This window comes from Planktophila warneckei (SeqCode), assembly GCF_965234675.1.
GTDB lineage: Bacteria > Actinomycetota > Actinomycetes > Nanopelagicales > Nanopelagicaceae > Planktophila > Planktophila warneckei.
On sequence record NZ_OZ248350.1, the window covers coordinates 378,825 to 405,284 of the forward strand.

Consider the following 26,460-nt stretch of genomic DNA (forward strand, 5'->3'; position numbering starts at 1 on the left):
TTATGGGCACGTTAGCACCACGCGAAGAGCGTCCTTGGTGGAGAGATGCAGTCACCTATCAGATTTATCCTCGTTCATTTGCTGATGCAAATGGCGATGGCATTGGTGATGTCGAAGGTATTCGTTCACGACTTCCATACTTAAAGTCACTTGGTATTGATGCGATCTGGATTTCTCCTTGGTATCCATCGCCACAACATGATCATGGTTACGACGTATCTGATTACATGGATATCGAACCTGCATACGGAACATTGGCTCAAGCTGAGCAGCTCATTAAAGAAGCACATGATTTTGGAATTAAGTTCATCGTTGACATCGTTCCTAACCACACATCAAGTGAACACAAATGGTTTAAGGAAGCACTAGCTGCAAAGCCAGGATCAAAAGAACGCGATCGTTACATGTTCCGCGATGGCAAGGGACCTAACGGAGATTTGCCACCAAACAACTGGGAAGCTGTTTTCGGCGGACCTGCATGGGAACGTGTTGTCGAAGCAGATGGCACACCAGGGCAGTGGTACCTACATTTATTTGCAGTTGAACAACCAGATCTGAATTGGGAAAACCAAGAAGTAAAAGATCACCTAGAAGATGTTCTTAAGTTTTGGTTAGACCGAGGAGTCGATGGTTTCCGTATCGATGTTGCACATGGAATGGTGAAGGAAGCTGGCCTGCCAGATATTCGCATCGATCCAACTGCAACGATGCTTGGAACAGAGCACAAGCCGTTCTGGGATCAAGAGGGCGTTCACGATATCTATCGTTCATGGCGCAAAATCTTTGATTCATATCCAGGAGATCGCATGGCGGTTGCTGAAGCATGGGTAAGCCCAGCATCACGTATCGCTCGATATGTACGCGCAGATGAGCTTCAGAACTCATTTAACTTTGAGATGCTCACAACTTTGTGGGATGCAAAGGAAATTCGTACAAAGATTGATAACTCAATCGAAGCGTTAGCAGAGGTTGGCGCACCTACTTCATGGGTATTTAACAATCACGATGTCGTGCGATCCATTGATCGCCTAGATCTGGGATTAACAAATCACGGTGACACAACGCTATCTCGTCAGGGAGATCCAAAGAAGCTGAACATTGCTCGTGGAACGTTGCGTGCACGCAGTGCAACGCTGATGACACTTGCACTTCCTGGTGGAACTTATTTGTATCAAGGTGAAGAGATCGGGCTTCCAGAAGTTCGCGATCTTCCTGAAGATCGTTTAACTGATCCTCGTTGGAAGATGAGTGGCTATCAAGATCGTGGTCGCGATGGTTGTCGCGTTCCACTTCCTTGGTCATCAGATCCAAAGGGTGGTTTTGGTTTCTCAACAAATGATTCATTGAAGTTAGATGAAGCATGGTTGCCACAATCTCCTTGGATGGGTCAGTACGCAGTTGATACCCAAGATGGTGTTGAAGGTTCAACGCTTTCTATGTATCGCGAGGCGCTTGCTATTCGCAAAACAGAATCAGGACTTGGCGATGGACCAATGGAATGGATTGAAGCGGGTAAGGATGTTGTTGCATTTGAACGTCCTGGAGATTTTGCGTGCTACATCAACTTTGGTGCACCAATTCAACTTCCAAGTAACAGTCAGATCTTGGTTTCAAGTGGTCCAGTAACTGGCCACACACTTCCAACTGACACCGCTGTTTGGTTGCGCCTGGTTCCGTAATGCAAAAAACCAGAGGGTTTCATCCTGCATGGATTGCAGCAACCGTTACCTTCTTTACCCTTGTTGCAACAGCGGGATTTAGATCAGCACCTTCTGTATTAATTGTTCCTTTAGAGGATGCATTTGGCTGGGGTCGCGATCAGATCTCATTAGCTATCTCAGTTAATGTGCTTTTATACGGCTTAACAGCGCCATTTGCGGCAGCGTTAATGGAGCGATTTACAGTTCGCAAGGTCGTAATGGCAGCGCTAACAACCGTCAGCGCCGGTGCCTTTTTAACAACCTTTATACATGCACCATGGCAGTTAGTTCTTACCTGGGGCGTAATCGTTGGTATCGGTACCGGTTCGATGGCACTTGTCTTTGCTGCAACAGTTGCTAACCGTTGGTTTGTTAAGCGTCGCGGATTAGTTGTTGGTGCCTTAACAGCAGCTGCAGCAACTGGGCAACTTGTTTTCTTGCCTGGACTTACAGCGCTATCGCAAGATCACGGTTGGAAATCAATTGGCTTAACTATCGGAACCGCATCGCTGTTGATGGTTCCTTTTATCTTTATCTTCCTTCGTGAAAAGCCAGCAGATCTTGGTTTGCTTCCATATGGTGCTGATGAAAGTTGGCAGCCACCAGTTAAATCAACGATGAACGCAGGTCGTTTAGCAATTGTGACCTTGAAAGAGGCGAGTGCTCATAAAGATTTCTGGTACTTAGTTGGTTCTTTCTTTGTTTGTGGTTTATCTACCAGCGGATTAATCGGAACTCACTTTATTCCAGCCGCACATGATCACGGCATGATGCAGGTAACGGCTGCAAGTCTGCTTGCACTGATCGGTGTCTTTGATGTTATTGGAACATTGTTTTCTGGTTGGTTAACAGACAAGTTTGATCCACGTAAGTTGTTGTTCTTCTACTACTCATTACGCGGACTTTCTTTATTCTTGTTGCCTTCAATTTTGTTCTCAACTGTTCATCCTTCAACCCTGGTTTTTGTAATCTTTTACGGGCTTGATTGGGTTGCAACAGTGCCGCCAACAATCATGTTGTGCCGCACAATCTTGGGACCAGATCGCGGAACCGTTATTTATGGTTGGGTCTTTGCAGCACACCAAATTGGTGGCTCGATTGCAGCTTTCGGAGCTGCGGTATTGCGAGTAAAGCTAGGAGATTACGCAGCCGCCTTCTATGTGAGTGGTGCCCTTTGTTTAATCACTAGTTACTTTGTGCTGCAGATTGCTAAAGGCAAAGACACCGCTAGCCTTAACGCATGAGCACCTTTTACGAACAAGTAGGCGGCGAAAAGTTTTTCGCTGATTTGGTTTCTCAGTTTTATGCAGTCGTTGCAACAGATCCAATCCTGCGCCAAATGTATCCAGAGACAGATATGCAGGGTGCAGCACAACGTTTGCAATGGTTTTTAGAACAGTACTGGGGCGGACCGGATACCTATCAAGAAAATCGTGGACATCCTCGACTACGTATGCGTCATGCGCAGTTTCCGATTAATCAAGCAGCACGTGATGCTTGGCTCAATGCAATGCACCAAGCTGTAGCTGGTGTTGAAATGGATGCAGCATTAAAGGGCGAGCTGTGGGGCTATCTTGAAATGGCAGCGAACTCGCTAGTTAATCAACCGGATTGAGATTGATTTCCAACCTTAAGAATTTCACCGTTACGTAAGTACCACAGCGTTCCTTGACCATCGCGAACAGTAGTTACACGCAAGCCAACTTTTTCTACAACGCCTTCAATTTCTAGAACTGCAACGGAATCACCAACACCGTATTGATCTTCGATCAACATAAAAATTCCAGACAAAATATCGCGCACCAATGTTTGTGCACCAAGACCTACAGCAACACCAACGATTCCTGCTGATGCAATCAGTGGACCAAGATCAAATCCGAATTCACCAAGCGCCATTCCAGCAGCAATGATCCATGTTGCAGCTTTTAAGGTTGCAGTTAAAACGCCGCCAATTGTGCTTGCGCGCTCTTTTTGACGGGCAACAATGTTGCGAGGTCCCGGCACTAAGTCAGCAGATGCCAGCTTGCTCATGGCACGTGAAATTGCACGAGAGCCAAAGGATTGGATTAGGGCAGCGCCGATAAGGATGGTCAGGACGCGAAGGGGAGTACCCGCCATCCATTCGAGGAAGTTACGCATAGAGTCGCTCATAATGATGAGACTTTATCCAAATATTTACCGAAAAGCCTCTATCAAATACCCACGCGGTCGGGTGTTTTGGTGCAAGATAAACCAATCGGTGCGAGCCACGCGCTAGATCAGGAGCGATTATGTCGCGTACGTTGGTTTTAAATGCCACCTACGAACCATTGGGTGTCATAACAGATCGTCGCGCGCTGATCCTTGTCCTAAATCACCGAGCAACAATGGTTGAAGATTCCGGTGATGTTTTGCGATTTGCTGGTGGAGAAATTTCATTACCTTCAGTAGTTCGCCTCAATAAATTTGTTCGTATTCCATATCGTCATTCAGTTCCGCTTTCACGTCGGGCAATCTTTGCTCGCGATGGTGGACGTTGTGTTTACTGCTCAGCACCAGCGACATCTATTGATCATGTAATTCCTCGTAGCCGCGGCGGTGGCCACAATTGGGAGAATGTCGTCTCTGCTTGCCATAAGTGCAATCACGTTAAAGCTGACAAGCATTTGAAGGAATTAGGGTGGCGTTTACGCACTCTTCCACGCGAACCTGTTGGTGCAGCATGGAGAATCTTGGGAACAGGTCGCACAGATCACCGCTGGTTGCCATACCTACAGCCATTTGGTGTGGCTGCAGCAACGGCATAAGTAAATTACACTTACGCCATGACTACAGTCGAAGGCCCAGTAACTTCTGTTCCAGGTATTTCAGCAATGGAAACCCTGGTTACTTTCTTTCTTATTCCAACAGCAATGTTTGTTGTTATCTCAGTAATTGCTTACGCGCTTACAGCTCCTAAAAAGGACAAGGCATCAGCAATTACTTCGATCGAATAACTATTTATCTAAGGCTTGAACCTTCAAGGCACGGATTAATCCGTCTTGAGACTCTTTAACCAACTTACGAAGCACTGCAGGTGAATCTTTTCCTGCACCACTTAGCCAAGCATTAGTTGCATCAACAGTTGATTGCTTCACAATCCATGTTGGGTAGAAACCAGAAACAAACTTCGCCGCTGGCTCATATGAACGTGATTCCCAAACACTGATCAAGTTATCGAAGTACAGAGTTACAAAAGGCTCTAGCAAATGGCTTTGAATTGGACGCTGGAATCCTGCAACCAACGCCGTACGCACAGATGTCGCTTCATCAGCATTCATGCCCTTGTTAAATGCATATGCCTTTGCTTCGCTGTTTGGCATCGCTGCTAAACATGTTTCAAATGCAAGGTTGCCGGTTGTTGTGTTGTCCTTTGCAAGCTCTGCATCAAGTTCGGCCTTTGTAGTTGCACCGCGCTCTGTGAGAGCAATCAAGAAGTACCAACGAAGATCTGCATCAACCTTAAGTCCTGGCGCAGAACCATTAAGCAGTCCACGAATACTTGCTGTCTGCTCTTCTGTTTGTGCATTCAATGCAAATGCACGAGAAATCAGAAGTTGGAGATCGCTTCCTGGTGCGCTGTTTTGTGTCAGCGTCCATAAGCCAGCGGCTAACTTCTCGCGGTATGCGTTGCGGTTAGCTTCCGTTGAATACGCCTCAACAGAGGTAGTCAGCTGAGACAACACGATATTGACGATCGCATCATCGCTTTCTCCAGCAAGACCATTTAAGGCAATTTCAAGGAAGTCTGCTGATGAAATTTCAGCATCACGGTGCATATCCCAGATCGCTGCCCAGCACAGTGCGCGAGCAAGTGCATCATCGAGCTTTCCAAGATGAGTCTTTAGCGTTGCAATTGAGCGATCATCAAAGCGCAACTTTGCATATGAAAGGTCGCGATCATTGATTAGCAATAGGTCAGCAACCTTTTCTCCTGCAAGCTCTGCAACTACAGTTGATGATCCAGCAACATCTAGCTCTACAGTCTTGCGAAGCTTCAGTGAATCGCCACTGATGTCATACAAACCAACTGCTAAACGGTGTGGACGTAGCTCCTTTGAACCCGCAGGAACAATTGGAGTCTCTTGTGAAATTGTGATGCTCTTGTATGTATCGCCATCGATTTCTAGCACTGGGCGTAATGTGTTAACACCAGCTGTTTGTAGCCAAGTGTTTACCCATGGAGCCAACTTGCGACCACTTGCTGCTTCTAGTTCAACTAAAAGATCGTTAAGCGTTGTATTTCCCCATGCGTGCTTGGCAAAGTACTTCTGCAATCCTTCAATAAATTGTGGGCGACCAACATGTGCAACTAACTGGTGAAGTACTGATGCACCCTTTGCATATGTAATTCCATCAAAGTTAGCGTTAACCGCTTCCATATCAACCATGTCAGCGATGATTGGGTGGGTAGATGACAACTGATCTTGGCGGTATGCCCAGTTCTTACGAGCAGAGTTAAATTCAGACCAAGCACCTTTGAAACGTGTTGCCTCTGAAAGAGCTAAGTATGAAGACCACTCAGCAAATGATTCGTTGAGCCATAGGTCGTCCCACCAGAACATGGTGACCATGTCGCCAAACCACATGTGCGCCATCTCGTGCAGGATTGTGTTTGCGCGTGACAGGTATGCTTTTTCTGGCATGTGGCTGCGGAACACCAATACATCTTCGCGGAAGGTAACTGCGCCAGCGTTTTCCATTGCACCAAAGTTGAAATCAACTACAGCGATTTGATCGTACTTTTCAAATGGATACGCCAAACCAAATGTCTTTTCAAAGTATTCAAAGCCTTGCTTAGTGATCAAGAAGATATCTTCTGGATCTAGGTACTGCATCATTGATTTACGACAGTAAATTCCAAGTGGAATCTCTTTCTGACCCTTGTACACATCATGTACATGTGAGTACGGCCCGGCAATAAGTGCATCAAGGTATGTGGTGATGCGAGGTGTTGTTGTGAACTTCCATTCAACGAGATCACCCTTTGCAGTTTTTGATTCAACTGGGTTATTAGAAACCGCTTCCCAGTGACCAGGTGTTGTAACAGTTAAATTAAATGTTGCCTTCAATGAAGGTTGATCAAAGCAAGGGAACATGTTGCGAATGTGCGCAGTTTCTCCTTGTGAGTACAGATAAACCTCACCGTCAGATGGATCTACTGAACGCTGTAGTCCTTCACCAGACTTTGAGTACTCAGCTTCGATTTCGATAACTAAAAGGTTGTCTGCTGCAAGGTTTGTGATGAAAATGCTTTCGCCATCAAAGTTACTTGTATCAACGGCAACACCATTAAGGGTCGCGCTAATTACTGAGCGGCCAACGGCATCAATAAATGTTGAATATCCAGGCTTGTTGCATGTAAATGAAACCTCGGACTTTGCATAAAAAGTCTCTTCGCCCTTTGTGACATCAAGGGTTACTACATAACTATTTACATACAGGTGATCCGCACGCTCTTTTGCTTCAGCACGGCTCAAATTCAGACCTGGCACTTTGACTCCTTTTGTAGGTTCTAATCCAATCATGACAGAGTTACCCCATGGAACGCCCATCGGTACGCAGCTACAGCATTCGCGGATCTCGCATTACCGATGCTCAAAGAGAAGCAAAGACGGCTCTACAGGCGGTTCATGGAATTGAATTTAAACAAGAGATTGTTGCTTTACGGCAGATATTTCCGACTAGCGACAAAGTGATCATGGAGATCGGCTTTGGAATGGGCGAGGCCACAGCGATCATCGCTAAGAATCACCCTAACAATGGATATATCGCGGTTGATGTTCATCCTCCAGGAATTGGAAAGTTATTAGCTCGCATCGTTGAAAATGATTTAACAAACCTCAAAGTCATCGAAGAGGATGTTCACGTTGTTTTGCAGCACATGATCGCGGATGAATCCCTAGATGGAATTCATTTGTACTTTCCAGATCCTTGGCCAAAGAAGAAGCACAACAAGCGACGCATTGTTAATGAGGGATTCTTGAAGTTAATTCACCCAAAAATTAAACAGGGTGGCTTCATTCATATTGCAACTGACTGGGTTCCATATGCAGAAAGCATTCAAGAGGTATTTGCAGCCTCGCCTTTATTTACTGGGGGAGTAATCGACAAACCAGAGTGGCGACCAGTTACACGTTTTGAAGGCCAGGGTATTGATAAAGATCATGCCGTTAACGACATGCTGTATACAAAGGCTTAAAGCGAACCTTCATTTTCATACTTCGCAATTTTGTTAATGCGACGGATATGACGTTCATCATTTGAAAAGGGTGTCTCAACAAAAGCATCGATAATCGCCTTGCACTCATCGATGGAATGCATGCGTCCACCAATTCCAACAACATTTGCATTGTTGTGATCGCGAGCAAGCTTTGCTGTCTCTATGTTCCAAGCTAGCGCTGCGCGCACTCCTTTAACCTTGTTTGCAGCGATTTGTTCGCCATTTCCTGAACCACCTAAAACGATTCCAAGTGAAGAAGGATCCTTAACGGTTGCAATCGCTGCCGGAATACAAAAATCTGGGTAATCATCTACTGCGTCATACTCATGTGGACCGTGGTCTGTTACATCATGACCTTTACCTTGTAGGTACTCAACCAAAGCTGCTTTGAGTTCTAAACCTGCATGATCACTACCGATATGAATGCGCATGTGCGCATCTTGCCATGAGCAAAGAAAAACCCGCCAAGTGATTGCTCACGTGGCGGGTCTTCTAACCCCTTAGGAGGAAGGTGAGTTACTTAGTGACGTGGACCTTTGCCCATGCCGCCCTTAGGGCCCATTCCCTTACCGCCAGTAGCGTTGATCGCTTCTGTTACGTGCGCAGTTAGGTCAGCCTTCATTGAAGTGGCTTGAGCTGCGGTCATTGTGCCTGCTGTTACGCGTGCATCAATTTCCTTTGTTTCAAATGCAACTAAAGCTGCGATTAACGCATCCTTCTTTACACCTGCAATTGCTGCAAGAGTTTCTCCTGCTGCAAGTCGTGTCTTGATTGTTGTTGCATCAATACCAAGAGTTGATGTCACAACAGCTTCTTGTGCTGTGCGATGTGCATCCATCGCTGCCTTGTCTGGACGTGGACCCTTGTCATCACCCTTTGCAGGACGTGCTGCATCTAGTGCTGCAAGTACCGCATCTGCTTGTGCCTGAGTGATTGTCTTGTTTGCTACAAGTGTTGCAAGAACTGTTTTCACATTTGCTTCTGGTCCTTTAGCAGGATTTCCTGCCATTGGATTTGCAACTCCAGCATTTGCCGTCTTGAACGTTGCCTTGTCCGCCTTTGCAGCATTTGCTGTTGACACTCCAACTGTTCCCAGTGAAAGTGCAAGAGCCGTTACTGCAACTGCTGCGATCTTTTTCTTTGATGACATGTATATGCCCTCTCGTTAGTCCTACTCGTCACTGACCCCTCGTCATCGACTACCCGTAATAAACAGGTTCATGCTGGGGACAGTAGCAATCCATCCTTAAAACACCCTCAGAGAAATTGGCCATCCCCGTAGGGGAATCCTGCCTGCCACGCGTAAATCGCTCGGGGAACGCCTTATTCGCTCAACTTTTTCACAGGTTCAAACTGAAATCCCCTCGAAAGAAACTAGGTGTCCCATGAAAGGCAGCAAATCCCTAATAGCAATAACTATCGCAATTTCACTTGCGTTAACTCCGTCAGCTATTGCTGCGCAAAAGACAAGTTCAAAAGCTGCAGGCAGATCAACAACAACTGTTGTAAATACGATTCTTAGCGGTGCTGGTGTTCCAGCAAAAACCATAGGCATAGATGGTGATTTCTACATCGATACCAAGAATGCAAATTTGTATGGACCAAAAACAAAAGGTGTTTGGAAGTTAACAACATCATTAAAACAAGTTGATACAAAATCAGTTACAACAGTCATTGGTGAACCAGGTTCAATCGGTGACCGTGGACCACAAGGCGAGAAAGGGGATAAGGGTGCAACGGGTGATAAAGGTGCAACTGGCGCAACCGGTCCTCAAGGTTTGACTGGCGCAACTGGATTAACAGGAGCTACGGGTTCAATCGGCGCAACTGGAGCAAAAGGAAATGATGGTGCAACTGGATTAACTGGAGCTGTTGGTGCAACCGGCCCAGCTGGACCGACAGGTGCAACAGGTCCACAAGGTGCAACTGGATTAACGGGAGCTATCGGTGCAACCGGTCCCGCAGGAGCTACCGGTCCAACTGGCGCACAAGGCATTCAAGGAGTTAAAGGTGACACTGGAACAGCTGGTGCACCTGGAGCTACTGGTGCAGCAGGTCCCGCAGGAATCTCAGTCTCTTATTTTGCAAACTTGCCAAATATTTCATTGGTTACAGGTACAAGTGGTAATTCAAATTCAGGGAACTTTTTTACTGCGGATTCAGATGGCAATTACACATTCGACATTTTGATTACTGGAGGAGTTCAATCAGGCGTTGATTACAAAATGAATGCAGAAATAATTGTCGGAACTTCAGCAATTGCTTCTCAATTCGCTGTCGCTAGCGACGCAGTAACTTTTGCTAATGGCTCATCTGGTCGTCAGTACGGATTTCATTTAATCGGAGCGGCCAGCGCTGTAACTTCAGGAACAATTTTTGGAGTTCGAATTTCAATTCAGTACGGAGCCGGTTCAAGCACCGTGTTTTTCACTGGCCGAGCCCTCATCAACAAGGTCGGGTCTATCGGATAAACAATCTGGAGCGGGTGACCGGGATCGAACCGGCATGGCCAGCTTGGAAGGCTGGGGCTCTACCATTGAGCTACACCCGCGGGTGTATGGGCTAAAGGTACTGGGTCGGTAATCAGAGTGCGAAATCTGGTTTAGACTCTCGCCTTGCGCCTCGGGGCGTAGCGTAGTGGCTAGCGCGCCTGCTTTGGGAGCAGGAGATCGGGAGTTCGAATCTCCCCGCCCCGACCAGTTTGTCTCGGTACTTACCAATTCCACCTAGGAGCAATTTGTGAAAAGTTCATTAGAGGTTCTATCTCCAACTCGCGTTCGTCTTGATGTTGAAGTTCCTTACTCTGAGCTTGAATCGCATGTAGCTAACGCATACAAGAAGGTGGCAACACAGGTAAACATTCCTGGTTTCCGTAAGGGAAAAATTCCTGCATCAATGATCGATCAGCGCGTAGGTCGCGGAACAGTTATCGATGAGGCAATCAACTCAGCTCTTCCGGAGTTTTATGGCCAAGCAGCTCGTGAACACACAGTTGCTGTTATCGGTCGTCCAGAAGTTGATGTTAAAGAGTTTGTAGATAACGAGAAGCTTGTTTTCTCTGTAGAGGTTGATGTTCGCCCAGAGGTAAAGCTTCCTGATTTCTCAAAGATCACAATCGAAGTTGATGATGTGACTGTTGCTGATGCAGATGTTGATGAGCAGATCGAATCATTGCGTACACGTTTTGGAACACTGACAACTGTTGAGCGCGAAGTTAAGAATGGTGATTTCACTACTCTTGATATGACTGCATACATCAACGGCGAAGAGGTTGATGGCGGACAAGCTAACGACATCTCTTACGAAGTTGGTTCAGACAAGATGATTGATGGTCTTGATGAGATCTTGATCGGCATGAAGGCCGGAGATGTAAAGACATTTGAAACACAACTAGTTGGACAACAAGATGGCGAAAAGGGCGAAGTAAAGGCAACAGTTAAGGCTGTTAAGGAGCGCGAGCTTCCACCAGTTGATGATGCTTTCGCAAAGCTTGCTTCTGAGTTCGACACACTTGCAGAGCTAAAGGCTGACTTTGTTGTTCGCCTAGGACGAGTCAAGAAGATGGAACAAGGTGCACAAGCACGCGACCGTCTAGTTGAGAAGTTGCTTGCTGACAATGAGATTCCAGTTCCAGATAATCTTGTTGAACTAGAAGTTAATGATCACCTAGAAGGCGAAGGCCGACTAGAAGATGCAGAGCACCGTGCAGAAGTTGATGGACAGGTTCGTACTTCATTGAAATCTGATTTCCTTCTTGATGCGATCGTTGCTGCAGAGGATGTTCAGATCACTGAGGTTGAGTTAACTGAGTACCTAGTTCGCACATCACAGCGTTATGGAATGGCTCCACAGCAGTTTGCTGAAGAGCTACAAAAGGCTGGACAGATTCAGCAGCTCGTTGCCGAGGTAACTCGTGCAAAGGCGCTCGCATCTGTTTTGGGTCGCATTACGGTGAAGGATGCTTCAGGCAAGGTCATCGATCTTGAAGAGCTCGCACCAAAGCCAGCGAACCCAGCTGATTTAGTCGAAGAGGCTTAATTTCTTCCTCTGCGCTCCGCCTACAGCGAACACAACGCACTTCACGCATGTATTTCTCGTAATCGGGAAGCATTTGGCCTGCTTAATTGTTAGGGTCACTACAGGTAAAAAATACGGGAGGCCCATCAGTGGACACAGATAGCAAGATGAAGGACCAGATTTACAACCGCCTACTTGAAGAGCGGATTGTTTTCTTGTCAGGTGAAGTCCGCGACGACATGGCCAACATGGTGTGTGCTCAGCTGCTTCTTCTTTCCTCCCTTGATACAAAGAAAGATATTTTCTTGTACATCAACTCTCCAGGTGGATCAGTAACTGCCGGTATGGCGATTTACGACACTATGGAGTTAATTCCAAATGATGTTGCAACAGTTACCTTTGGAATGGCTGCATCAATGGGTCAGTTCCTGCTTACATCAGGAACAAAGGGCAAGCGCTACGCAACCAACAGCTCACGAATTCTGATGCACCAGCCACTTGGTGGAATTGGTGGAACAGCGATTGATATTCGTATTCAGGCGGAACAAATGGCGATTACAAAGCAAACACTTTCGGAATTGAACGCTTTGCACACTGGTCAGACTCTGGAAAAGATTCTTGCTGATTCAGATCGCGATAACTGGTTCAACGCAAAGGATGCAAAGGATTACGGCTTTGTTGATCACGTTGTAACTTCAATGGGACAAATCACGGGAGGAAAAGCGTAATGAATAAGATTCAAGAGATTACTTCTCGCTACGTACTTCCAACTGTTGAAGAAAAAACAGCGTACGGATACAAGCGTCAAGATCCATACACAAAGCTTTTTGAAGAGCGCATTATTTTCTTAGGTCAGCCAATTGATGACACAGTTGCTAACGATGTTATGGCGCAGCTATTGACTCTGGAATCAATGGATCCAGATCGCGACATCATGATCTACATCAACTCACCTGGTGGATCATTCACAGCGCTAACAGCTATTTACGACACCATGCAGTTTGTACGCCCGGACATCAGCACAATTTGCTTGGGCCAAGCAGCATCTGCAGCAGCGGTAATTCTTGCTGGTGGCGCAAAGGGAAAGCGTTACGCACTTGAGCACTCACGTATTTTGATCCACCAGCCATCATCTGAAGGTGGCGGTCAGGCATCTGATATCGAGATTCAAGCTCGCGAAATCGATCGTATTACCCGTTTGCAAGAAGATCTTTTGTCACGTCACGTTGTGAAGTCAGCAGAAGAGATTCGCAAGGACATCGAACGCGACAAGATCCTTACAGCAACAGAAGCTGTTGAGTACGGAATCATCGATCAAGTTCTTGCTTCACGAAAGGCAAAGAAGTAACCACTTCTATTTTTGCGTGAAACTATTTGAGCCGGGCTCCCTTTGGTCATACAAGGGGTACCGGCTCTTTTGGTATTCCACAACTATTTTCGTTGTTGGTGCATCAGCATTTCCAATCGCACTTGCTGTAACTGTTCTTGATGCGGGTGGCACAGCCTCGACACTAGGTTTGATTCTTGGTGCACGTGTTTTAGCTGGAGTCGTGTTTGCGCCATTTGCTGGTGTGTGGGCAGATCGATTGCCGCGCAAGAAAGTCATGATGGGGGCAGATCTATTTAGAGCTGCAATTGTTTTTTCAATGGTATTTATTTCCGCACCATCCCTGCCGCATTACCTACTTGGTTTAGCGGTTTTATTAATGGGTATGGGCGATGCATTTGGTGCAGCAGCAGCTGGTGCGATCATGCCAAGTCTTGTTCCTGAAGATAAATTGCCAGCAGCAAATGTTGCGCGAAACATTGTGGTGAAAGCGGCAACAATTGTTGGTCCCGGCATTGGTGGAGCATCAATTCTGATTATTGGTGGACGCTTAACATTCTTGTTCACCGCTATTGCATTTGCCTTTGGCACTTACTTTTTGAATCAAATCGAAGAAGATATCAATGGCGAAAAGCGCGAACACGAGCCATTTATGCAGGAAATGCGAGAAGGAATTCGCACAGTCCGAGACATCCCATGGATTGGTGCATTCATCGTGATGGTCTCATTTCAGCTAATGGTCGTTATTGCTGCTGAAACAGTTCTGAACCCCATCATTTCTCGTCGCGAATTCGGATCCAATACTCCCTTCGCGCTATCAGCAGCGGCATTTTCAATCGGTGGAATCATCTCAGCGCTGCTCTGCGTCAAAATAAAGGTGAAGCACGAAGGGTACGTTTCCATCTTCGTGTGGATGTTTGTGGTTATTGCACCATTGGCTTTGGCATTTCCAGTATCAGGAACCGTTTTAGTTATTGCGTATCTACTTGCAGGATTTTCAGTGGGGCCTTGGGAAGCATGGTGGTCCTCAGCAGTTCAACGCGAAGTTCCTTCGCACTTACAGGGCCGAGTCTTTTCCATAGACCACATGGGCTCTGCAGGATTAATGCCAATCGGAATGGCGCTCATTGGTCCAGCGGTTGCATTGTTCGGCGAAAAAGAAGTTCTCATTGGTGCATCGGTGATACATATCTTGCTCAGCTTTGTAATCCTTCGAGTTCCTGGTGTGAAAGATATGCGGATGCCCGCCGATTATTCTCACGGCGAACACAAGTAAGCGTAAAAACCCACACATAAATCAGCGTTAGAAACTAAAATTCTGGAATGACAAGAATCGGCGAAACAAGCGATCTGCTGAAGTGCTCCTTCTGCGGCAAGACTCAGAAGCAAGTAAAGAAGCTCATCGCCGGTCCTGGCGTTTATATCTGTGATGAATGTATTGAACTCTGTAACGAGATCATCGTTGAAGAGCTCAGCGAGGCAACATCCCTTGGACTTTCAGAACTTCCAAAGCCACAGGCAATCTTTGAATTTCTAGATCAATATGTAATCGGACAAGATCGCGCAAAGAAATCTCTTTCCGTTGCTGTGTACAACCATTACAAGCGTGTACAAAGCGGAGAATCAAAGGGCGAAGGCGCAATCGAATTAGCTAAGTCAAACATCTTGATGCTCGGACCAACAGGTTGCGGTAAGACTCTGATGGCGCAGACATTGGCTCGCATGCTTAATGTTCCATTTGCGATTGCAGATGCAACAGCATTGACTGAAGCTGGTTACGTCGGCGAAGATGTTGAAAACATTTTGCTCAAGCTTTTGCAGGCAGCAGATTACGATGTGAAGAAGGCTGAAACCGGAATCATCTACATCGATGAGATCGATAAGGTTGCACGCAAGTCTGAGAACCCATCAATCACCCGCGATGTTTCAGGTGAAGGTGTTCAGCAGGCACTACTAAAGATTCTTGAAGGAACTGTTGCATCTGTTCCACCACAAGGTGGACGCAAGCACCCACATCAGGAATTCATCCAGATCGATACAACAAATGTTTTGTTTATCGTCGGCGGAGCATTTGCAGGACTTGAAAAGATTATTGAAAGCCGCATCGGAAAGTCTGGCGTTGGTTTCAACGCAACACTTCAGGATGCAGCAGATAAGAACCGCAAGGACATCTTCGCTGATGTAATGCCCGAAGATCTTTTGAAGTTTGGAATGATCCCTGAATTCATCGGTCGTCTGCCAGTTCTTACAAGTGTTGAAAACCTTGATAAGCCTGCATTGATGCAGATCCTTACAGAGCCAAAGAACGCACTTGTTAAGCAGTATCAGCGTCTATTTGATCTTGATCATGTAGAGCTTGAGTTTGATGCTGAAGCACTCGATGCGATTGCTGACCTTGCTCAAGAGCGCGGAACTGGTGCACGTGGCCTTCGCGCAATCATGGAATCTGTCCTACTTTCAGTTATGTACGACGTTCCAAGCCGTACAGATGTTGAAAAGGTCATCATTACCAAGGAGTGCATTACATCTAATGGCACACCTACTTTGATCAATCACACAGGCCCAAAGCGCTCACGCGGCGCAAAAGGTCAAGAGGAGAAGAGCGCATAATCTAGACTGCGCACTATGTCTTCAAGCCGTGAATTAGCGTCAACCTTCTCGCCATCCGAGATTGAATCTCCGCTGTATGAAAAGTGGATGAGCGCTGGATATTTCACCGCAGATGCAAAATCTAGCAAGCCACCATTTTCAATTGTTTTGCCTCCTCCCAATGTGACAGGTGTATTGCACATTGGTCACGCACTAGATCAAACATTGCAGGATTGCTTAACACGTATGAAGCGTATGCAAGGCTTTGAAGTGTTGTGGCTTCCAGGTATGGACCATGCGGGTATCGCAACTCAAAACGTTGTTGAAAAGCAGTTAGCTGCAAACGGTAAGTCACGTCATGATCTTGGTCGCGAAGAGTTTGTTAAAAAGGTGTGGGAATGGAAAGAGGAGTCAGGCGGTGCGATTCTTGAGCAGATGAAGCGCCTTGGTTCATCTGTTGATTGGTCTCGCGAACGTTTCACCATGGATGAAGGAATGTCCAAGGCTGTTGTAACAATCTTCAAGCGCATGTATGACGCAGGTTTAATTTATCGCGCAGAAAGAATTATCAACTGGTGTCCTCGTTGTTTAACAGCGCTCTCAGATATTGAAGTTGAACACAGTGATGATGCAGGCGAATTAGTTTCTATTCGTTATGGCGAAGGCGATAGCGAAATCATTGTTGCTACAACTCGTGCCGAAACAATGCTTGGCGATACCGCAGTTGCAGTACACCCCGAGGATGAGCGTTATGCGCACATGATCGGTAAGACCGTAAAGGTTCCGCTGATCAATCGTGAGATTCCAATTGTTGCGGACGAGCATGTAGATCCTGCATTTGGTACAGGTGCGGTCAAGGTAACTCCAGCGCACGATCCAAATGACTTTGAAATCGGCGTGCGCCACAACCTTGCAAACATCGTGATCTTGGATGCTGATGCAAAGGTCATCAACACCAACAGCACATTTGATGGCATGGATCGCTTCGATGCACGCAAGGCTGTTGTTGATGCATTGCGAGCCGAAGGCCGCATCGTTGCTGAAAAGCGTCCATACATTCACGCAGTTGGACACTGTTCTCGTTGCGATACAACTGTTGAACCACGTTTATCAAAGCAGTGGTTTGTAAAGGTTGCACCGATGGCAAAGGCATCTGCTGATGCTGTTCGCAGCGGAGAAGTAACAATTGAACCTGAAGCACTTGCTCCACGTTACTTTGAGTGGGTCGACAACATGCATGACTGGTGTATTTCTCGTCAGTTGTGGTGGGGTCACCGAATTCCTGTTTGGTATGGACCTAATGGCGAAGTACAAGTTGTTGGCCCTGATGAAACTGCGCCTGCAGGTTGGACTCAAGATTCAGATGTACTAGATACCTGGTTCTCATCTGGTCAGTGGGCATTTTCAACATTTGGTTGGCCAGAAAAATCAGCCGACCTTGCAAAGTTTTACCCAACATCAGTTCTTGTAACAGGTTATGACATCTTGTTCTTCTGGGTTGTACGCATGATGATGATGTCTACATTTGCAATGGATGGCGTTGTTCCATTCAAGACAATCATGTTGCACGGTTTAGTGCGCGATCAATTTGGTAAGAAGATGTCGAAGAGTCGCGGAAACGTAATTGATCCAATTGAGTTTATGGATAAGTACGGCGCCGATGCGTTGCGCTTTACTTTGGCTCGTGGAGCCAACCCAGGAACCGATCAGGCACTTGCTGAAGACTGGATCGGTGGTTCACGTAACTTTGCTACCAAGCTGTGGAACGCAACTCGCTTTGCAATGATGAATGGTGCAACTGTTTCAGGAGATCTTCCTGCTGTTGAATCGTTAAATGCAATTGATAAGTGGATCCTTAGCCGTTTATCTGAAACCGTTACCGAGGTAACTGATCTTCTTGAAAAGTACGAGTTCGCTCGTGCGTGTGAATTGATGTATCACTTTGCATGGGATGACTTGTGCGACTGGTATCTAGAACTTTCAAAGGAAGCATTTGCATCAGGAAACGCTGAAGGAACAAAGCGTGTACTTGGCTATGTTTTGGATCAACTGTTCCGTTTGATGCACCCTGTAATGCCATTTATTACAGAACAGATGTGGACCACGCTTACTGGGGGAGAGTCCCTTGTTGTTGCGCAGTGGCCTGTTGCTAATCCAGCACATGTAGATAAGAAGGCTGAAAGCCTTGTTTCTCAACTACAAGAGATCATTACCGAAGTACGTCGCTTCCGTAACGATCAAGGCATTAAGACATCATTGAAGATTCCTGGTCGCATTGTTGCAACGGGAGATATCGCCGATTACGCATCAGCGGTTGCCTTCGTTGTACGTATGGAGCTGGGCGACATTACGCCTAGTGCAAAGTGTGAAGCAGCTGGAGTAACTATTGAGTTCGACCTGACTGGATCGATCGATGTTGTTGCAGAGCGTGCACGCCTAGAAAAGGATTTAGCTACTGCTACTAAAGATAAGCAAACAGCAGAAGTGAAGCTCAACAATCAAGGCTTTATGGCAAAGGCACCTGAAAATGTTGTTGTTGAAATTCGCGAGCGTCTTGAAAAGACAACTGCAGATATCGAACGAATCACCGCAGCACTTGCAGCATTGCCACAAGCATGATGATTTCACCTGACGATCAAGAGCGCGTAGATGCGATTGAGCAAGCGCTGCTTGCACGTTGGCCTGAAACTCGTATTGCGCCAACTACTGAGCGGATTGCAGCTCTTGTAGATATTTTAGGTTCGCCTCACCTTACCTATCCAACGATTCATGTTGGTGGAACAAATGGAAAGACAACAACATCACGCATGATCGATGCCTTGTTGTTTGCTCATGGATTACGCACAGGTCGTTTTACCAGCCCGCATCTTGAAACGTATCGCGAGCGTATTGCGATCAACGGCGAGCCAATTGATCCAAAGGAATTAATCTTTTCGTACAACGACATTGCCGCTTATTTAGATTTGATGGATACAAAGTTTGAACATCCAATCTCGTTCTTCGAAGCGATAACAGCTTTAGCCTTTGCTGCATTTGCAGAACACCCAGTTGATGTTGGTGTCATCGAAGTTGGTATGGGCGGCGAATGGGATGCAACAAATGTTGTCGATGCTGATGTTTCAGTATTGATGCCTATCGGTTTTGATCACATGGAGTACCTAGGCAACACATTGCATGAAATTGCCTCAACTAAGGCTGGAATCATCAAAGAGGGCGGTTTTGTTGTACTTGCCCAGCAAGAGCCAGAGGCTGCAAAAGAGTTGATTCGTAAGGCCGCCGAAGTAGGCGCAGATGTTGTTCGCGAAGGAGTCGAGTACTCCGTTGCATCACGAGCAGTTGCTGTTGGTGGTCAGTTGATCACAATTCAAGGAATTCATGACACATACGATGAAATCTTCTTGCCGCTTCACGGACGTCACCAAGCAGCAAATGCCGCATCAGCACTAGTTGCCGTTGAGGCGTTCTTTGGAGATCAACCATTAGATATTGATGCGGTACGTGCCGGGTTTGCGGCGGTAACCTCACCTGGACGCTGCGAGGTTGTTCACCGTGATCCAACAGTTATTTTGGATGCAGCCCATAACCCTCATGGTGCAAAGGCGCTTGCTGACACCTTATTAAATGAATTCAACTTTGATGAAATCATCGCTGTAGTTGCAGTGTTTGGCGACAAGGATGCAACAGGTATTTTTCAGGAGCTTGAACCAATTGTTGATCATGTCATCGTCACCCAAAGTTCATCACCGCGCGCAATGCCATCTGGTGAGTTAGAAAAGATCGCATCAAAGATCTTTGGAGTCGATCGCGTATTTGAAGTTTCAGATTTGAATACAGCGCTTGATAAAGCTGTTGCCGATTCTATTCGTCCACTCAGCGAAGACACAGTTGGAATTATTGTTACCGGATCTGTTGTTACTGTCGGCGAAGCTCGCACCTACTTACGAAAGAAGTTTACGAAGTGAAAATTCTGGGAGCATCCGTATTAGTTGCTGAGAGCATGACCATGGGTTTTGCAATTCTGCTTGCAATGAAGGATCACTCAAATGCTGCAATTATTTATGGTTGCGTCATTTCCTTCTTATTATTTGTTGCAGCTGGTCTTGTGCGACGTCCTGGGGGATTTGTGATCGGTTCGATCATGCAGATTGCAATGATCGGATTTGGATTTGTTGTTCCATCCTTCTTCATTATTGGGGTGGTTTTGATTGGTCTATGGGTGGCGGCCATCGTTGTGGGCCGCAAGGGTGAGGCTGCTCGCGCTGCATTGCTGGCTGCAGGTCCTAAAAAACCCTAATAGACTACGCGGGTGAGCACAGAGAAAACACTTATCCTCGTAAAGCCCGACGGTGTACGCCGTGGATTGGTTGGCGAAGTCATTTCGCGAATCGAAACCAAGGGTTATTCGATCGATGCGTTGCGCATGTTGCAGGCAGATTCCGAATTACTTGCACAGCATTACGCAGAACATATTGGTAAACCATTTTATGAACCACTAGTTGAGTTCATGATGTCAGGACCGATTGTTGCGATCGTTGCATCTGGAAATCGTGTTATCGAAGGATTCCGTTCATTAGCTGGCGTAACAGATCCAACTGTTGCTGCTCCAGGAACAATTCGCGGAGATCTAGCTCGTGACCAAGGAACAAAGGTTATGCAAAACCTGGTTCATGGATCTGATTCACCAGAATCAGCAGCACGCGAAATTCAGATTTTCTTTCCAAAGTAAAACTTTCCCCAAGAAACAAAAAGCACAAGGAGTAAAGATGTCACAAGGAAGCAGAATGTCATTCATCGGTCGCGATATGGCCGTTGACCTAGGCACAGCGAACACGCTTGTTTATGTTCGTGGACGTGGCATTGTTTTGAACGAGCCATCTGTTGTTGCTGTAAACCAAGACACCGGTGGAATTTTGGCCGTTGGTATTGAAGCAAAAAAGATGATCGGTCGTACTCCTGGCAACATCGTTGCCATCCGTCCGCTCAAGGATGGTGTTATTGCAGACTTTGATACAACAGAACGCATGCTCCGCTACTTCATCCAAAAGGTGCACCGTCGTCGTTACTTGGCAAAGCCACGAATCGTCGTGTGCGTTCCATCAGGTATCACTGGTGTTGAACAGCGCGCGGTGAAGGATGCTGGTTACGCAGCTGGTGCACGCAAGGTGTACATCATTGAAGAGCCAATGGCAGCAGCAATCGGTGCTGGTCTTCCAATCCACGAACCAACAGGCAACATGGTTGTAGATATCGGTGGCGGTACTACTGAAGTTGCTGTTATTTCACTTGGCGGAATCGTTACCTCGCTTTCTATTCGCGTAGGTGGAGATGAGCTAGATCAATCAATTATTAACTGGGTTAAGCGTGAATTCTCACTTCTTTTGGGAGAGCGCACAGCTGAAGAGATCAAGATGGCTATCGGATCTGCTTACCCACTTGCTGGAGAAAATGATGCAGAAATTCGCGGTCGCGATTTAGCAACAGGTCTTCCAAAGACAATCGTTGTATCTGCTGCTGAAATTCGTAAGGCGCTTGAAGAGCCAGTTAACTCAATCGTTAACGCTGTTAAGAGCACACTTGATAAGACTCCACCAGAGCTTGCTTCAGATCTAATGGATCGCGGCATTGTGCTTACTGGTGGTGGAGCACTTCTTAAGGGACTTGATGAGCGCCTTCGCAAAGAAACTGGAATGCCAATTCACATTGCAGAGCGTCCATTGGATGCTGTGGCTGAAGGTTCCGGAAAGTGCATCGAAGAGTTTGAAGCTCTTGAGAAGGTTCTAATCTCCGAGCCTCGTCGATAAGGTCTTTCTAGATGCGTAATGGTGGACGCGCACGTTTGCTATTGGTGATTTTAATTGTCACCAGTTTGTTCCTGATCACCTTAGATCTACGTGGCGTAAAGGTCATCGATGGATTTAAGCAGGGATCGCAAACGATCATGTCTCCATTCCAGCGCGCAGGTAGCGTTGTTTTATCGCCTGTTAAAAACTTCTTTTCCGATGTAACCCACTTGGGTCGCACTCGTAAGCAAATCGAAAAACTAGAAGCTGAAAACGCTAATCTGAAGCAGAAGTTAATTAATCGTAAATCTGCAGATGCTCAACTAAAGCAGCTGAAAAGTATTTTAGATTTAGCAGGAACTGCTGGCTACAAGATTGTTAACGCCAAGGTGATCAGCCATGGTTCCAGCCAATCATTTGCTCAAACCTTAACTATTGATTCTGGTTCAAACGCCGGAATCAAAAAGAACATGACGGTTTTATCTCAGTATGGAATCGCAGGAGTTGTTAAGGATGTTTATCCATCATCTGCCTTAATTCAATTGGCAAGTGATCCAAGTTTTAGAATTGGTGCACGTATCGCTGGAACCCAGCAGATCGGCATTCTTTCAGGCCGTGGAAACCGCTCAGCAAGCCTGCAATTGCTTGATAATTCCACCACGGTAAAGGAAGGCGATGTCCTGCTTGCGCGTGGAAGTATCGCTAACCGTCCCTTTGTTCCGGGTGTTCCACTTGGTTATGTAACAGGTGTCGATAACTCTGCAGGAGCTGTGGCACAAACAGCCACCGTTCGTTACTACACAAACTTTTCAACCTTAGGTGTTGTTGCAGTTGTGCTTAGTGGCTCTGGTTCAAATCCAGGAGATGCTTTGGTTCCGGTTAAGCCACGCGTTACCCCTGTTCCTACAGTGACAGTTTTTGTTACTCCATCACCATCACCAACAAAGTAGCAACAATGTTTACCCGCCAGATAGCAATCTCCGCACCAATCTTCTTGTTGATGTACATCATCCAAGAAGCTGTCGTGTCACAGTTCCGTCTTCCTGGTGGGGGATTTTCAATTCTGATGATCTTTGCTCTTACTTGGGCGGTGCTCAGCGAGTTTGAGGTTGCAGCTGTCATTGGATTTTCTGCTGGATTTTTAATGGATCTTTCACAATCTGCGGCAGGACCCTTTGGTCAATGGACATTAATTATGTTGCTTGCAGGATATGCGATTTCATACATTGGTTACGGTGATGACAATGTTCATGCAAATGCAATCGGAATTGTTTTCTTTGTAGTAGTTGCAAATCTTTTGGTTGAGATTGCCTATGTTGCAAGCGGAATGTTGTTGGGCGTTTCAGTTGGATCATTCGGCCAAGTTCTGATCACCTTGTTCGGAATGAGTGTCTGGGCATTGCTGATCTCACCGATTCTGCTTCCAGTATTTACTCGCTTGCACGCCATGATCTTTGATTCACGGTCAGCGCTATGAACAACAAATCTCGACTTTCACTTTTAGTCGTTCAAATTCTTATTGTTTCCTTAATGGCGGCGCTCTTTGGCCGTTTGTTTTATCTGCAGGTTGCAGCGGGCCCTAAGTACCGTGATGCAGCGCTTAGTATTCAAAGTCGCGATGTTGTAGCCCCTGCTACACGTGGCTTAATCGTTGATGGCTACGGCGTGCCATTAGCAATGAATAAGGCTGGTTTGGCGATCACAATCGACCGCATTGCTATCGATAAGTTAGAGGACAAAGGCGTTGGCGTTATGCAACGTTTGGCCAAGCTGCTTAAGCTGCAGTACAAAGATATTTATCAAAACACACGATTGTGCGGAGAGCTACCAAAGGGTCAAAAGGCGGGTTGTTGGCAAGGTTCTAGATACCAACCAATTCCAATCACAAAATCAGCAGATCCTGATATTGCCCTACAAATCGTTGAACGTTCAGATTCCTTTCCTGGCGTAGATGCGCAACCAATTGCGATTAGAAGTTATCCCGCATACCTTGATGTAAATGCAGCCCATGTATTGGGGTATGTAGGACCATTAACAGAAACCGATTTATTAAAAGGAAATGGCAAGCAGTATTTCCGCAGCGAGACAATTGGTAAGACTGGACTTGAAATTCAGTACGACTCATTTTTGCGTGGTGAGCCAGGTATTCGAACAGTGATTGTTGATCGCAAGGAATCAATTACTCGCGAAAGCCAAAACACTAAGCCTGTTGCCGGAGATCACTTGGTAACAAGTTTGGATGTCCGTTTGCAAGCATCTGCAGAAAAAGCGCTGAAGGATGCGGTCATGCGCGGACGTGCAAGTGGCCATACATCTGATTCAGGTGCTGCGATTGTTATGGATATTAAAACCGGTCGCATCTTGGCCCTTGCTTCATATCCAACCTATGATCCAAATGCTTGGGAAAAGGGTTTAACTGTTCAGCAAGCTTCAGATTTGTTTAGCGAGAAGAAAGCTGTTCCGGCACTCAACCGTGCGCTGCAAGGATTGTTTGCACCAGCATCTACCTTTAAATCTGTATCTGTAGTTGCAGCAGCAGCTGCTGGTTACAACTTAAATGGTTCCTATAAGTGTCCATCACAGGTGCAAATCGGTAACCGTGCTTTCCAGAACTTTGATAGCAAAGATCAAGGAACAATGAGCTTAAAGAAGGCTATTGCCGTCTCATGTGACACCTTGTGGTACCAAATTGCTTACGATGAATGGGTACGAGATGGCGGATTACGCCCTAAATCCAACCCTAATGATTACTTCTTCAAGGCGGCGCAGTCATTCCACATTACTGAAAAGGTGGGAATCGATCTGCCCTCTGAATCACATTCACGTCTTGCCGATCGCACATACAAGAAGAGCTGGTACCAGCAGAACAAAGATTTCTATTGCAACTACAAGGAGCGCGCAACCAAAGCGCAGCAGACCCCTTTCTTGCTACAACTTGCCGCTGAAAACTGCGTAGATGGCGACAAGATTCGTGCCGGAGATGCGGTTAACTTTTCAATCGGACAAGGTGACACAGTATTAACGCCTTTGAAGCTGACTCAGATGTATGCAGCCATTGGTAATGGCGGAACTATTTGGCAGGCAAAGATTGCAAAAGCAATTGTAAAAACCGATGGAACCGTTGTTCAGACATTTACTCCTAATAAACTTGGAACTTTAAATGCAGCACCTTCAACCATTAAGTTCTTGCAAGGTGCGCTGCGCGAGGTAGTTGTTAGCGGAACCGGTGCTGGAGTATTCGCAGGCTTTCCAGTTGAGGTGAGCGGTAAGACTGGTACTGGTCAGGTATTTGGTCGCAATCCAAATGGTTCACTGAAAGATGACACATCGTGGTTTGCATCCTTTGCTCCAAGTAAGAATCCACGTTATGCCGTAGTGATGATGGTTGGTCAGGGTGGTTTTGGTGCATCAACATCTGGTGTTGGCGTACGACAGATTTACTCAACATTGTTTGGTGTAGTTGGAAACAAGGTTGTTCCTGGCGCGGCGTTGTTCCCTGAAGGAAAGCCGCCTACTAAGTTGCCTAAGATTTCACCTGCAACTAAACCTAAGGAGGCGACCAAGTGAGTCAGATTGCTGCTCGCCAACGTTTATACCGTCGCAACCGCCAATCCTTAGTACATGGCTTTGATCCAGTATTAACAGCTGTTGTTGGACTGCTTTTGTTTATCGGAACGCTGCTTGTATGGGCTGCAACCCGCGATTGGTACACGCGCAACGGCTTAGATGGCCAGTACTACTTAAAGCGCCACATTATTAACATCATGATCGGTCTAGTTCTGGCCTACGGAACAACTGTTATTGATTACCGCTTGCTGCGTGCGTACACACCATTCTTGTGGGGCGCAGGTGTGCTCGGGTTGATTATTGTTTTGATTCCTGGGCTTGGCAGCGAAGTTAATGGTGCAAAGGCGTGGATCGCGCTACCTGGTGGTTTCCAGATTCAGCCAGCAGAGCTAGCAAAGATCGCAATCATTATTGGAATGTCCATGATTCTGTCGGAACGCTCGCATGACAGTGATGAACCAACCAGTAAAGATGTTATGCAGTCACTGGCAATCGCAGCGATTCCAGTTCTGCTCATTATTTTGCAACCAGATATGGGAACAATTCTTATTATTTCGGCAGCGGTGGTAACAATCATTGCAGTCTCGGGCGCACCAGCACGTTGGGTAGCAGGGTTGTTACTACTTGCAGTCTTAGGTGGATTTGTTGCTGTTAAAGCTGGAGTCATCAGCGAGTACCAAGTGAATCGTTTGCAAACATTTGTGGATCCCAATGCAGATACTCAAGGTGCTGGCTATCAATTACGTCAGGCTCGTATCACCGTTGGTTCTGGTGGCTTAATCGGAACTGGATTATTTAACGGCCCACAAACAAATGGCCGATTTGTGCCAGAACAACAGACAGACTTTATTTTTACAGTTGCAGGTGAAGAGTTAGGTTTTCTGGGTAGCGGTGCAATCTTGATTCTGTATCTAATTTTATTGATGCGAGGTTTTTCAATTGCGCGAAGAACTAATGACCCCTTTGGGCGATTGGTCTGTACCGGTGTAATCGCATGGTTTGCATTCCAGCTATTTGAAAATATTGGAATGACATTGGGGCTCATGCCGATGACCGGAGTGCCTTTGCCATTCATTTCATATGGTGGATCCTCGATGTTTGCCACCTTGATCGGTGTTGGTCTGCTTCAGAACGTTCACGCTCGTTTACGCGGATAAATAGGCAAATCGCGCCTGCTCTGCCATAATTAAGTCACCAGTTCAGCGCGGCTCGCGATCAATCGCGAAACAAGCCCAGCGC

The 26,460-nt window shown here is 46.4% G+C and carries 25 protein-coding genes and 2 tRNA genes; 22 read left to right on the forward strand and 5 right to left on the reverse strand.

Translation table 11 applies throughout. The features are described from left to right. Positions 1-2 precede the first annotated feature (2 nt). Genes AC8GFU_RS02110 through AC8GFU_RS02120 form a run of 3 tightly spaced genes read left to right on the forward strand, consistent with a single transcriptional unit; the run spans position 3 to position 3,315 of the window. Positions 3-1,679 (forward strand): glycoside hydrolase family 13 protein, encoded by a 1,677-nt coding sequence (locus AC8GFU_RS02110; RefSeq protein ID WP_506626855.1) that lies wholly within the window; start codon positions 3-5, stop codon positions 1,677-1,679. Further along, positions 1,679-2,944: an MFS transporter gene (locus AC8GFU_RS02115; protein WP_506626856.1), complete on the forward strand. Its 1,266-nt coding sequence runs from the start codon at positions 1,679-1,681 to the stop codon at positions 2,942-2,944. The genes AC8GFU_RS02110 and AC8GFU_RS02115 overlap by 1 nt, the downstream gene beginning before the upstream one ends. After that, the gene (locus AC8GFU_RS02120) at positions 2,941-3,315 is read left to right on the forward strand and encodes a globin (protein WP_506626857.1); all 375 of its coding nucleotides are present in this window, start codon (positions 2,941-2,943) and stop codon (positions 3,313-3,315) included. Before AC8GFU_RS02115 ends, AC8GFU_RS02120 begins: the two co-directional genes overlap by 4 nt. Here AC8GFU_RS02120 and AC8GFU_RS02125 read toward each other — a convergent pair. Further along, positions 3,303-3,851, reverse strand: a complete 549-nt coding sequence (locus AC8GFU_RS02125; protein WP_506626858.1) for a mechanosensitive ion channel family protein — start codon at positions 3,849-3,851, stop codon at positions 3,303-3,305. The two genes, AC8GFU_RS02120 and AC8GFU_RS02125, sit on opposite strands and share 13 nt — an antisense overlap. A gap of 119 nt (positions 3,852-3,970) precedes the next feature. Between AC8GFU_RS02125 and AC8GFU_RS02130 the strand changes: the two genes are divergently transcribed. Both AC8GFU_RS02130 and AC8GFU_RS02135 read left to right on the forward strand, forming a co-directional pair. Beyond that, entirely contained in the window at positions 3,971-4,486 is a 516-nt protein-coding gene (locus AC8GFU_RS02130; RefSeq protein WP_506626859.1) for an HNH endonuclease, read from the forward strand. Between the two features lie 18 nt (positions 4,487-4,504). Beyond that, the gene (locus AC8GFU_RS02135) at positions 4,505-4,675 is read left to right on the forward strand and encodes a hypothetical protein (RefSeq protein ID WP_506626860.1); all 171 of its coding nucleotides are present in this window, start codon (positions 4,505-4,507) and stop codon (positions 4,673-4,675) included. Here the strand turns inward: AC8GFU_RS02135 and pepN are convergent, their stop codons facing one another. Then, entirely contained in the window at positions 4,676-7,213 is a 2,538-nt protein-coding gene (pepN, locus tag AC8GFU_RS02140) for an aminopeptidase N (RefSeq protein WP_506627164.1), read from the reverse strand. A gap of 47 nt (positions 7,214-7,260) precedes the next feature. Between pepN and trmB the strand changes: the two genes are divergently transcribed. Next, the gene (gene trmB / locus AC8GFU_RS02145) at positions 7,261-7,920 is read left to right on the forward strand and encodes a tRNA (guanosine(46)-N7)-methyltransferase TrmB (RefSeq protein ID WP_506626861.1); all 660 of its coding nucleotides are present in this window, start codon (positions 7,261-7,263) and stop codon (positions 7,918-7,920) included. Here the strand turns inward: trmB and AC8GFU_RS02150 are convergent. Both AC8GFU_RS02150 and AC8GFU_RS02155 read right to left on the reverse strand, forming a co-directional pair. Continuing rightward, complete coding sequence (locus AC8GFU_RS02150) at positions 7,917-8,372, reverse strand: ribose-5-phosphate isomerase (RefSeq protein ID WP_506626862.1); 456 nt, start codon at positions 8,370-8,372, stop codon at positions 7,917-7,919. The two genes, trmB and AC8GFU_RS02150, sit on opposite strands and share 4 nt — an antisense overlap. 89 nt (positions 8,373-8,461) lie before the next feature. Continuing rightward, positions 8,462-9,091, reverse strand: a complete 630-nt coding sequence (locus tag AC8GFU_RS02155) for a hypothetical protein (RefSeq protein ID WP_506626863.1) — start codon at positions 9,089-9,091, stop codon at positions 8,462-8,464. A 235-nt stretch (positions 9,092-9,326) separates the two neighbouring features. Here AC8GFU_RS02155 and AC8GFU_RS02160 point away from each other — a divergent pair, with 235 nt between their 5' ends. Further along, a complete protein-coding gene (locus tag AC8GFU_RS02160; RefSeq protein WP_506626864.1) occupies positions 9,327-10,412 on the forward strand; it encodes a hypothetical protein in 1,086 nt (361 codons plus the stop codon). Between the two features lie 6 nt (positions 10,413-10,418). Here the strand turns inward: AC8GFU_RS02160 and AC8GFU_RS02165 are convergent. Beyond that, a tRNA-Gly gene (locus AC8GFU_RS02165) sits at positions 10,419-10,492 on the reverse strand. A 72-nt stretch (positions 10,493-10,564) separates the two neighbouring features. Between AC8GFU_RS02165 and AC8GFU_RS02170 the strand changes: the two genes are divergently transcribed. The 15 genes from AC8GFU_RS02170 to rodA all read left to right on the forward strand — a co-directional run bounded on the left by AC8GFU_RS02170 (position 10,565) and on the right by rodA (position 26,378). Further along, a tRNA-Pro gene (locus AC8GFU_RS02170) sits at positions 10,565-10,640 on the forward strand. 40 nt (positions 10,641-10,680) lie between these two features. Beyond that, the gene (gene tig / locus AC8GFU_RS02175) at positions 10,681-11,979 is read left to right on the forward strand and encodes a trigger factor (RefSeq protein WP_506626865.1); all 1,299 of its coding nucleotides are present in this window, start codon (positions 10,681-10,683) and stop codon (positions 11,977-11,979) included. Between the two features lie 128 nt (positions 11,980-12,107). Next, positions 12,108-12,686 (forward strand): ATP-dependent Clp protease proteolytic subunit, encoded by a 579-nt coding sequence (locus AC8GFU_RS02180; RefSeq protein ID WP_506626866.1) that lies wholly within the window; start codon positions 12,108-12,110, stop codon positions 12,684-12,686. Further along, positions 12,686-13,306: an ATP-dependent Clp protease proteolytic subunit gene (locus AC8GFU_RS02185; protein ID WP_506626867.1), complete on the forward strand. Its 621-nt coding sequence runs from the start codon at positions 12,686-12,688 to the stop codon at positions 13,304-13,306. Before AC8GFU_RS02180 ends, AC8GFU_RS02185 begins: the two co-directional genes overlap by 1 nt. 16 nt (positions 13,307-13,322) lie before the next feature. Further along, positions 13,323-14,561: an MFS transporter gene (locus AC8GFU_RS02190; protein ID WP_506626868.1), complete on the forward strand. Its 1,239-nt coding sequence runs from the start codon at positions 13,323-13,325 to the stop codon at positions 14,559-14,561. A 47-nt stretch (positions 14,562-14,608) separates the two neighbouring features. After that, the gene (gene clpX, locus AC8GFU_RS02195; RefSeq protein WP_506626869.1) at positions 14,609-15,895 is read left to right on the forward strand and encodes an ATP-dependent Clp protease ATP-binding subunit ClpX; all 1,287 of its coding nucleotides are present in this window, start codon (positions 14,609-14,611) and stop codon (positions 15,893-15,895) included. Positions 15,896-15,910: 15 nt separating this feature from the next. Next, positions 15,911-18,493 carry a valine--tRNA ligase gene (locus AC8GFU_RS02200; protein ID WP_506626870.1) on the forward strand — a complete coding sequence of 861 codons (2,583 nt, stop codon included), beginning with the start codon at positions 15,911-15,913 and terminating at the stop codon, positions 18,491-18,493. Continuing rightward, a complete protein-coding gene (locus AC8GFU_RS02205; RefSeq protein ID WP_506626871.1) occupies positions 18,490-19,836 on the forward strand; it encodes a bifunctional folylpolyglutamate synthase/dihydrofolate synthase in 1,347 nt (448 codons plus the stop codon). Before AC8GFU_RS02200 ends, AC8GFU_RS02205 begins: the two co-directional genes overlap by 4 nt. After that, entirely contained in the window at positions 19,833-20,168 is a 336-nt protein-coding gene (locus AC8GFU_RS02210; RefSeq protein WP_506626872.1) for a DUF4233 domain-containing protein, read from the forward strand. The genes AC8GFU_RS02205 and AC8GFU_RS02210 overlap by 4 nt, the downstream gene beginning before the upstream one ends. 12 nt (positions 20,169-20,180) lie before the next feature. Then, entirely contained in the window at positions 20,181-20,600 is a 420-nt protein-coding gene (gene ndk, locus AC8GFU_RS02215) for a nucleoside-diphosphate kinase (RefSeq protein WP_506626873.1), read from the forward strand. Positions 20,601-20,637: 37 nt separating this feature from the next. Beyond that, the gene (locus AC8GFU_RS02220; RefSeq protein WP_445822159.1) at positions 20,638-21,675 is read left to right on the forward strand and encodes a rod shape-determining protein; all 1,038 of its coding nucleotides are present in this window, start codon (positions 20,638-20,640) and stop codon (positions 21,673-21,675) included. An 11-nt stretch (positions 21,676-21,686) separates the two neighbouring features. After that, a complete protein-coding gene (gene mreC, locus AC8GFU_RS02225) occupies positions 21,687-22,604 on the forward strand; it encodes a rod shape-determining protein MreC (protein WP_506626874.1) in 918 nt (305 codons plus the stop codon). 5 nt (positions 22,605-22,609) lie between these two features. Next, positions 22,610-23,131 (forward strand): rod shape-determining protein MreD, encoded by a 522-nt coding sequence (locus AC8GFU_RS02230; protein ID WP_506626875.1) that lies wholly within the window; start codon positions 22,610-22,612, stop codon positions 23,129-23,131. Further along, positions 23,128-25,221: a penicillin-binding protein 2 gene (gene mrdA / locus AC8GFU_RS02235; protein WP_506626876.1), complete on the forward strand. Its 2,094-nt coding sequence runs from the start codon at positions 23,128-23,130 to the stop codon at positions 25,219-25,221. Before AC8GFU_RS02230 ends, mrdA begins: the two co-directional genes overlap by 4 nt. After that, entirely contained in the window at positions 25,218-26,378 is a 1,161-nt protein-coding gene (gene rodA, locus AC8GFU_RS02240; protein ID WP_506626877.1) for a rod shape-determining protein RodA, read from the forward strand. The genes mrdA and rodA overlap by 4 nt, the downstream gene beginning before the upstream one ends. The last annotated feature ends 82 nt before the right edge of the window (positions 26,379-26,460 follow it).

Bases quoted from the DNA above. Each gene is read 5' to 3' on its own strand.
- AC8GFU_RS02200 (WP_506626870.1), top strand. From the start codon at position 15,911: ATGTCTTCAAGCCGTGAATTAGCGTCAACCTTCTCGCCATCCGAGATT.
- AC8GFU_RS02230 (WP_506626875.1), top strand. From the start codon at position 22,610: ATGTTTACCCGCCAGATAGCAATCTCCGCACCAATCTTCTTGTTGATG.
- AC8GFU_RS02185 (WP_506626867.1), top strand. From the start codon at position 12,686: ATGAATAAGATTCAAGAGATTACTTCTCGCTACGTACTTCCAACTGTT.
- clpX (WP_506626869.1), top strand. From the start codon at position 14,609: ATGACAAGAATCGGCGAAACAAGCGATCTGCTGAAGTGCTCCTTCTGC.
- AC8GFU_RS02120 (WP_506626857.1), top strand. From the start codon at position 2,941: ATGAGCACCTTTTACGAACAAGTAGGCGGCGAAAAGTTTTTCGCTGAT.
- AC8GFU_RS02125 (WP_506626858.1), bottom strand. From the start codon at position 3,851: ATGAGCGACTCTATGCGTAACTTCCTCGAATGGATGGCGGGTACTCCC.
- AC8GFU_RS02150 (WP_506626862.1), bottom strand. From the start codon at position 8,372: ATGCGCATTCATATCGGTAGTGATCATGCAGGTTTAGAACTCAAAGCA.
- AC8GFU_RS02130 (WP_506626859.1), top strand. From the start codon at position 3,971: ATGTCGCGTACGTTGGTTTTAAATGCCACCTACGAACCATTGGGTGTC.
- AC8GFU_RS02155 (WP_506626863.1), bottom strand. From the start codon at position 9,091: ATGTCATCAAAGAAAAAGATCGCAGCAGTTGCAGTAACGGCTCTTGCA.
- AC8GFU_RS02160 (WP_506626864.1), top strand. From the start codon at position 9,327: ATGAAAGGCAGCAAATCCCTAATAGCAATAACTATCGCAATTTCACTT.
- AC8GFU_RS02205 (WP_506626871.1), top strand. From the start codon at position 18,490: ATGATGATTTCACCTGACGATCAAGAGCGCGTAGATGCGATTGAGCAA.
- AC8GFU_RS02135 (WP_506626860.1), top strand. From the start codon at position 4,505: ATGACTACAGTCGAAGGCCCAGTAACTTCTGTTCCAGGTATTTCAGCA.
- trmB (WP_506626861.1), top strand. From the start codon at position 7,261: ATGGAACGCCCATCGGTACGCAGCTACAGCATTCGCGGATCTCGCATT.
- mrdA (WP_506626876.1), top strand. From the start codon at position 23,128: ATGAACAACAAATCTCGACTTTCACTTTTAGTCGTTCAAATTCTTATT.
- AC8GFU_RS02115 (WP_506626856.1), top strand. From the start codon at position 1,679: ATGCAAAAAACCAGAGGGTTTCATCCTGCATGGATTGCAGCAACCGTT.
- AC8GFU_RS02220 (WP_445822159.1), top strand. From the start codon at position 20,638: ATGTCACAAGGAAGCAGAATGTCATTCATCGGTCGCGATATGGCCGTT.
- AC8GFU_RS02110 (WP_506626855.1), top strand. From the start codon at position 3: ATGGGCACGTTAGCACCACGCGAAGAGCGTCCTTGGTGGAGAGATGCA.
- mreC (WP_506626874.1), top strand. From the start codon at position 21,687: ATGCGTAATGGTGGACGCGCACGTTTGCTATTGGTGATTTTAATTGTC.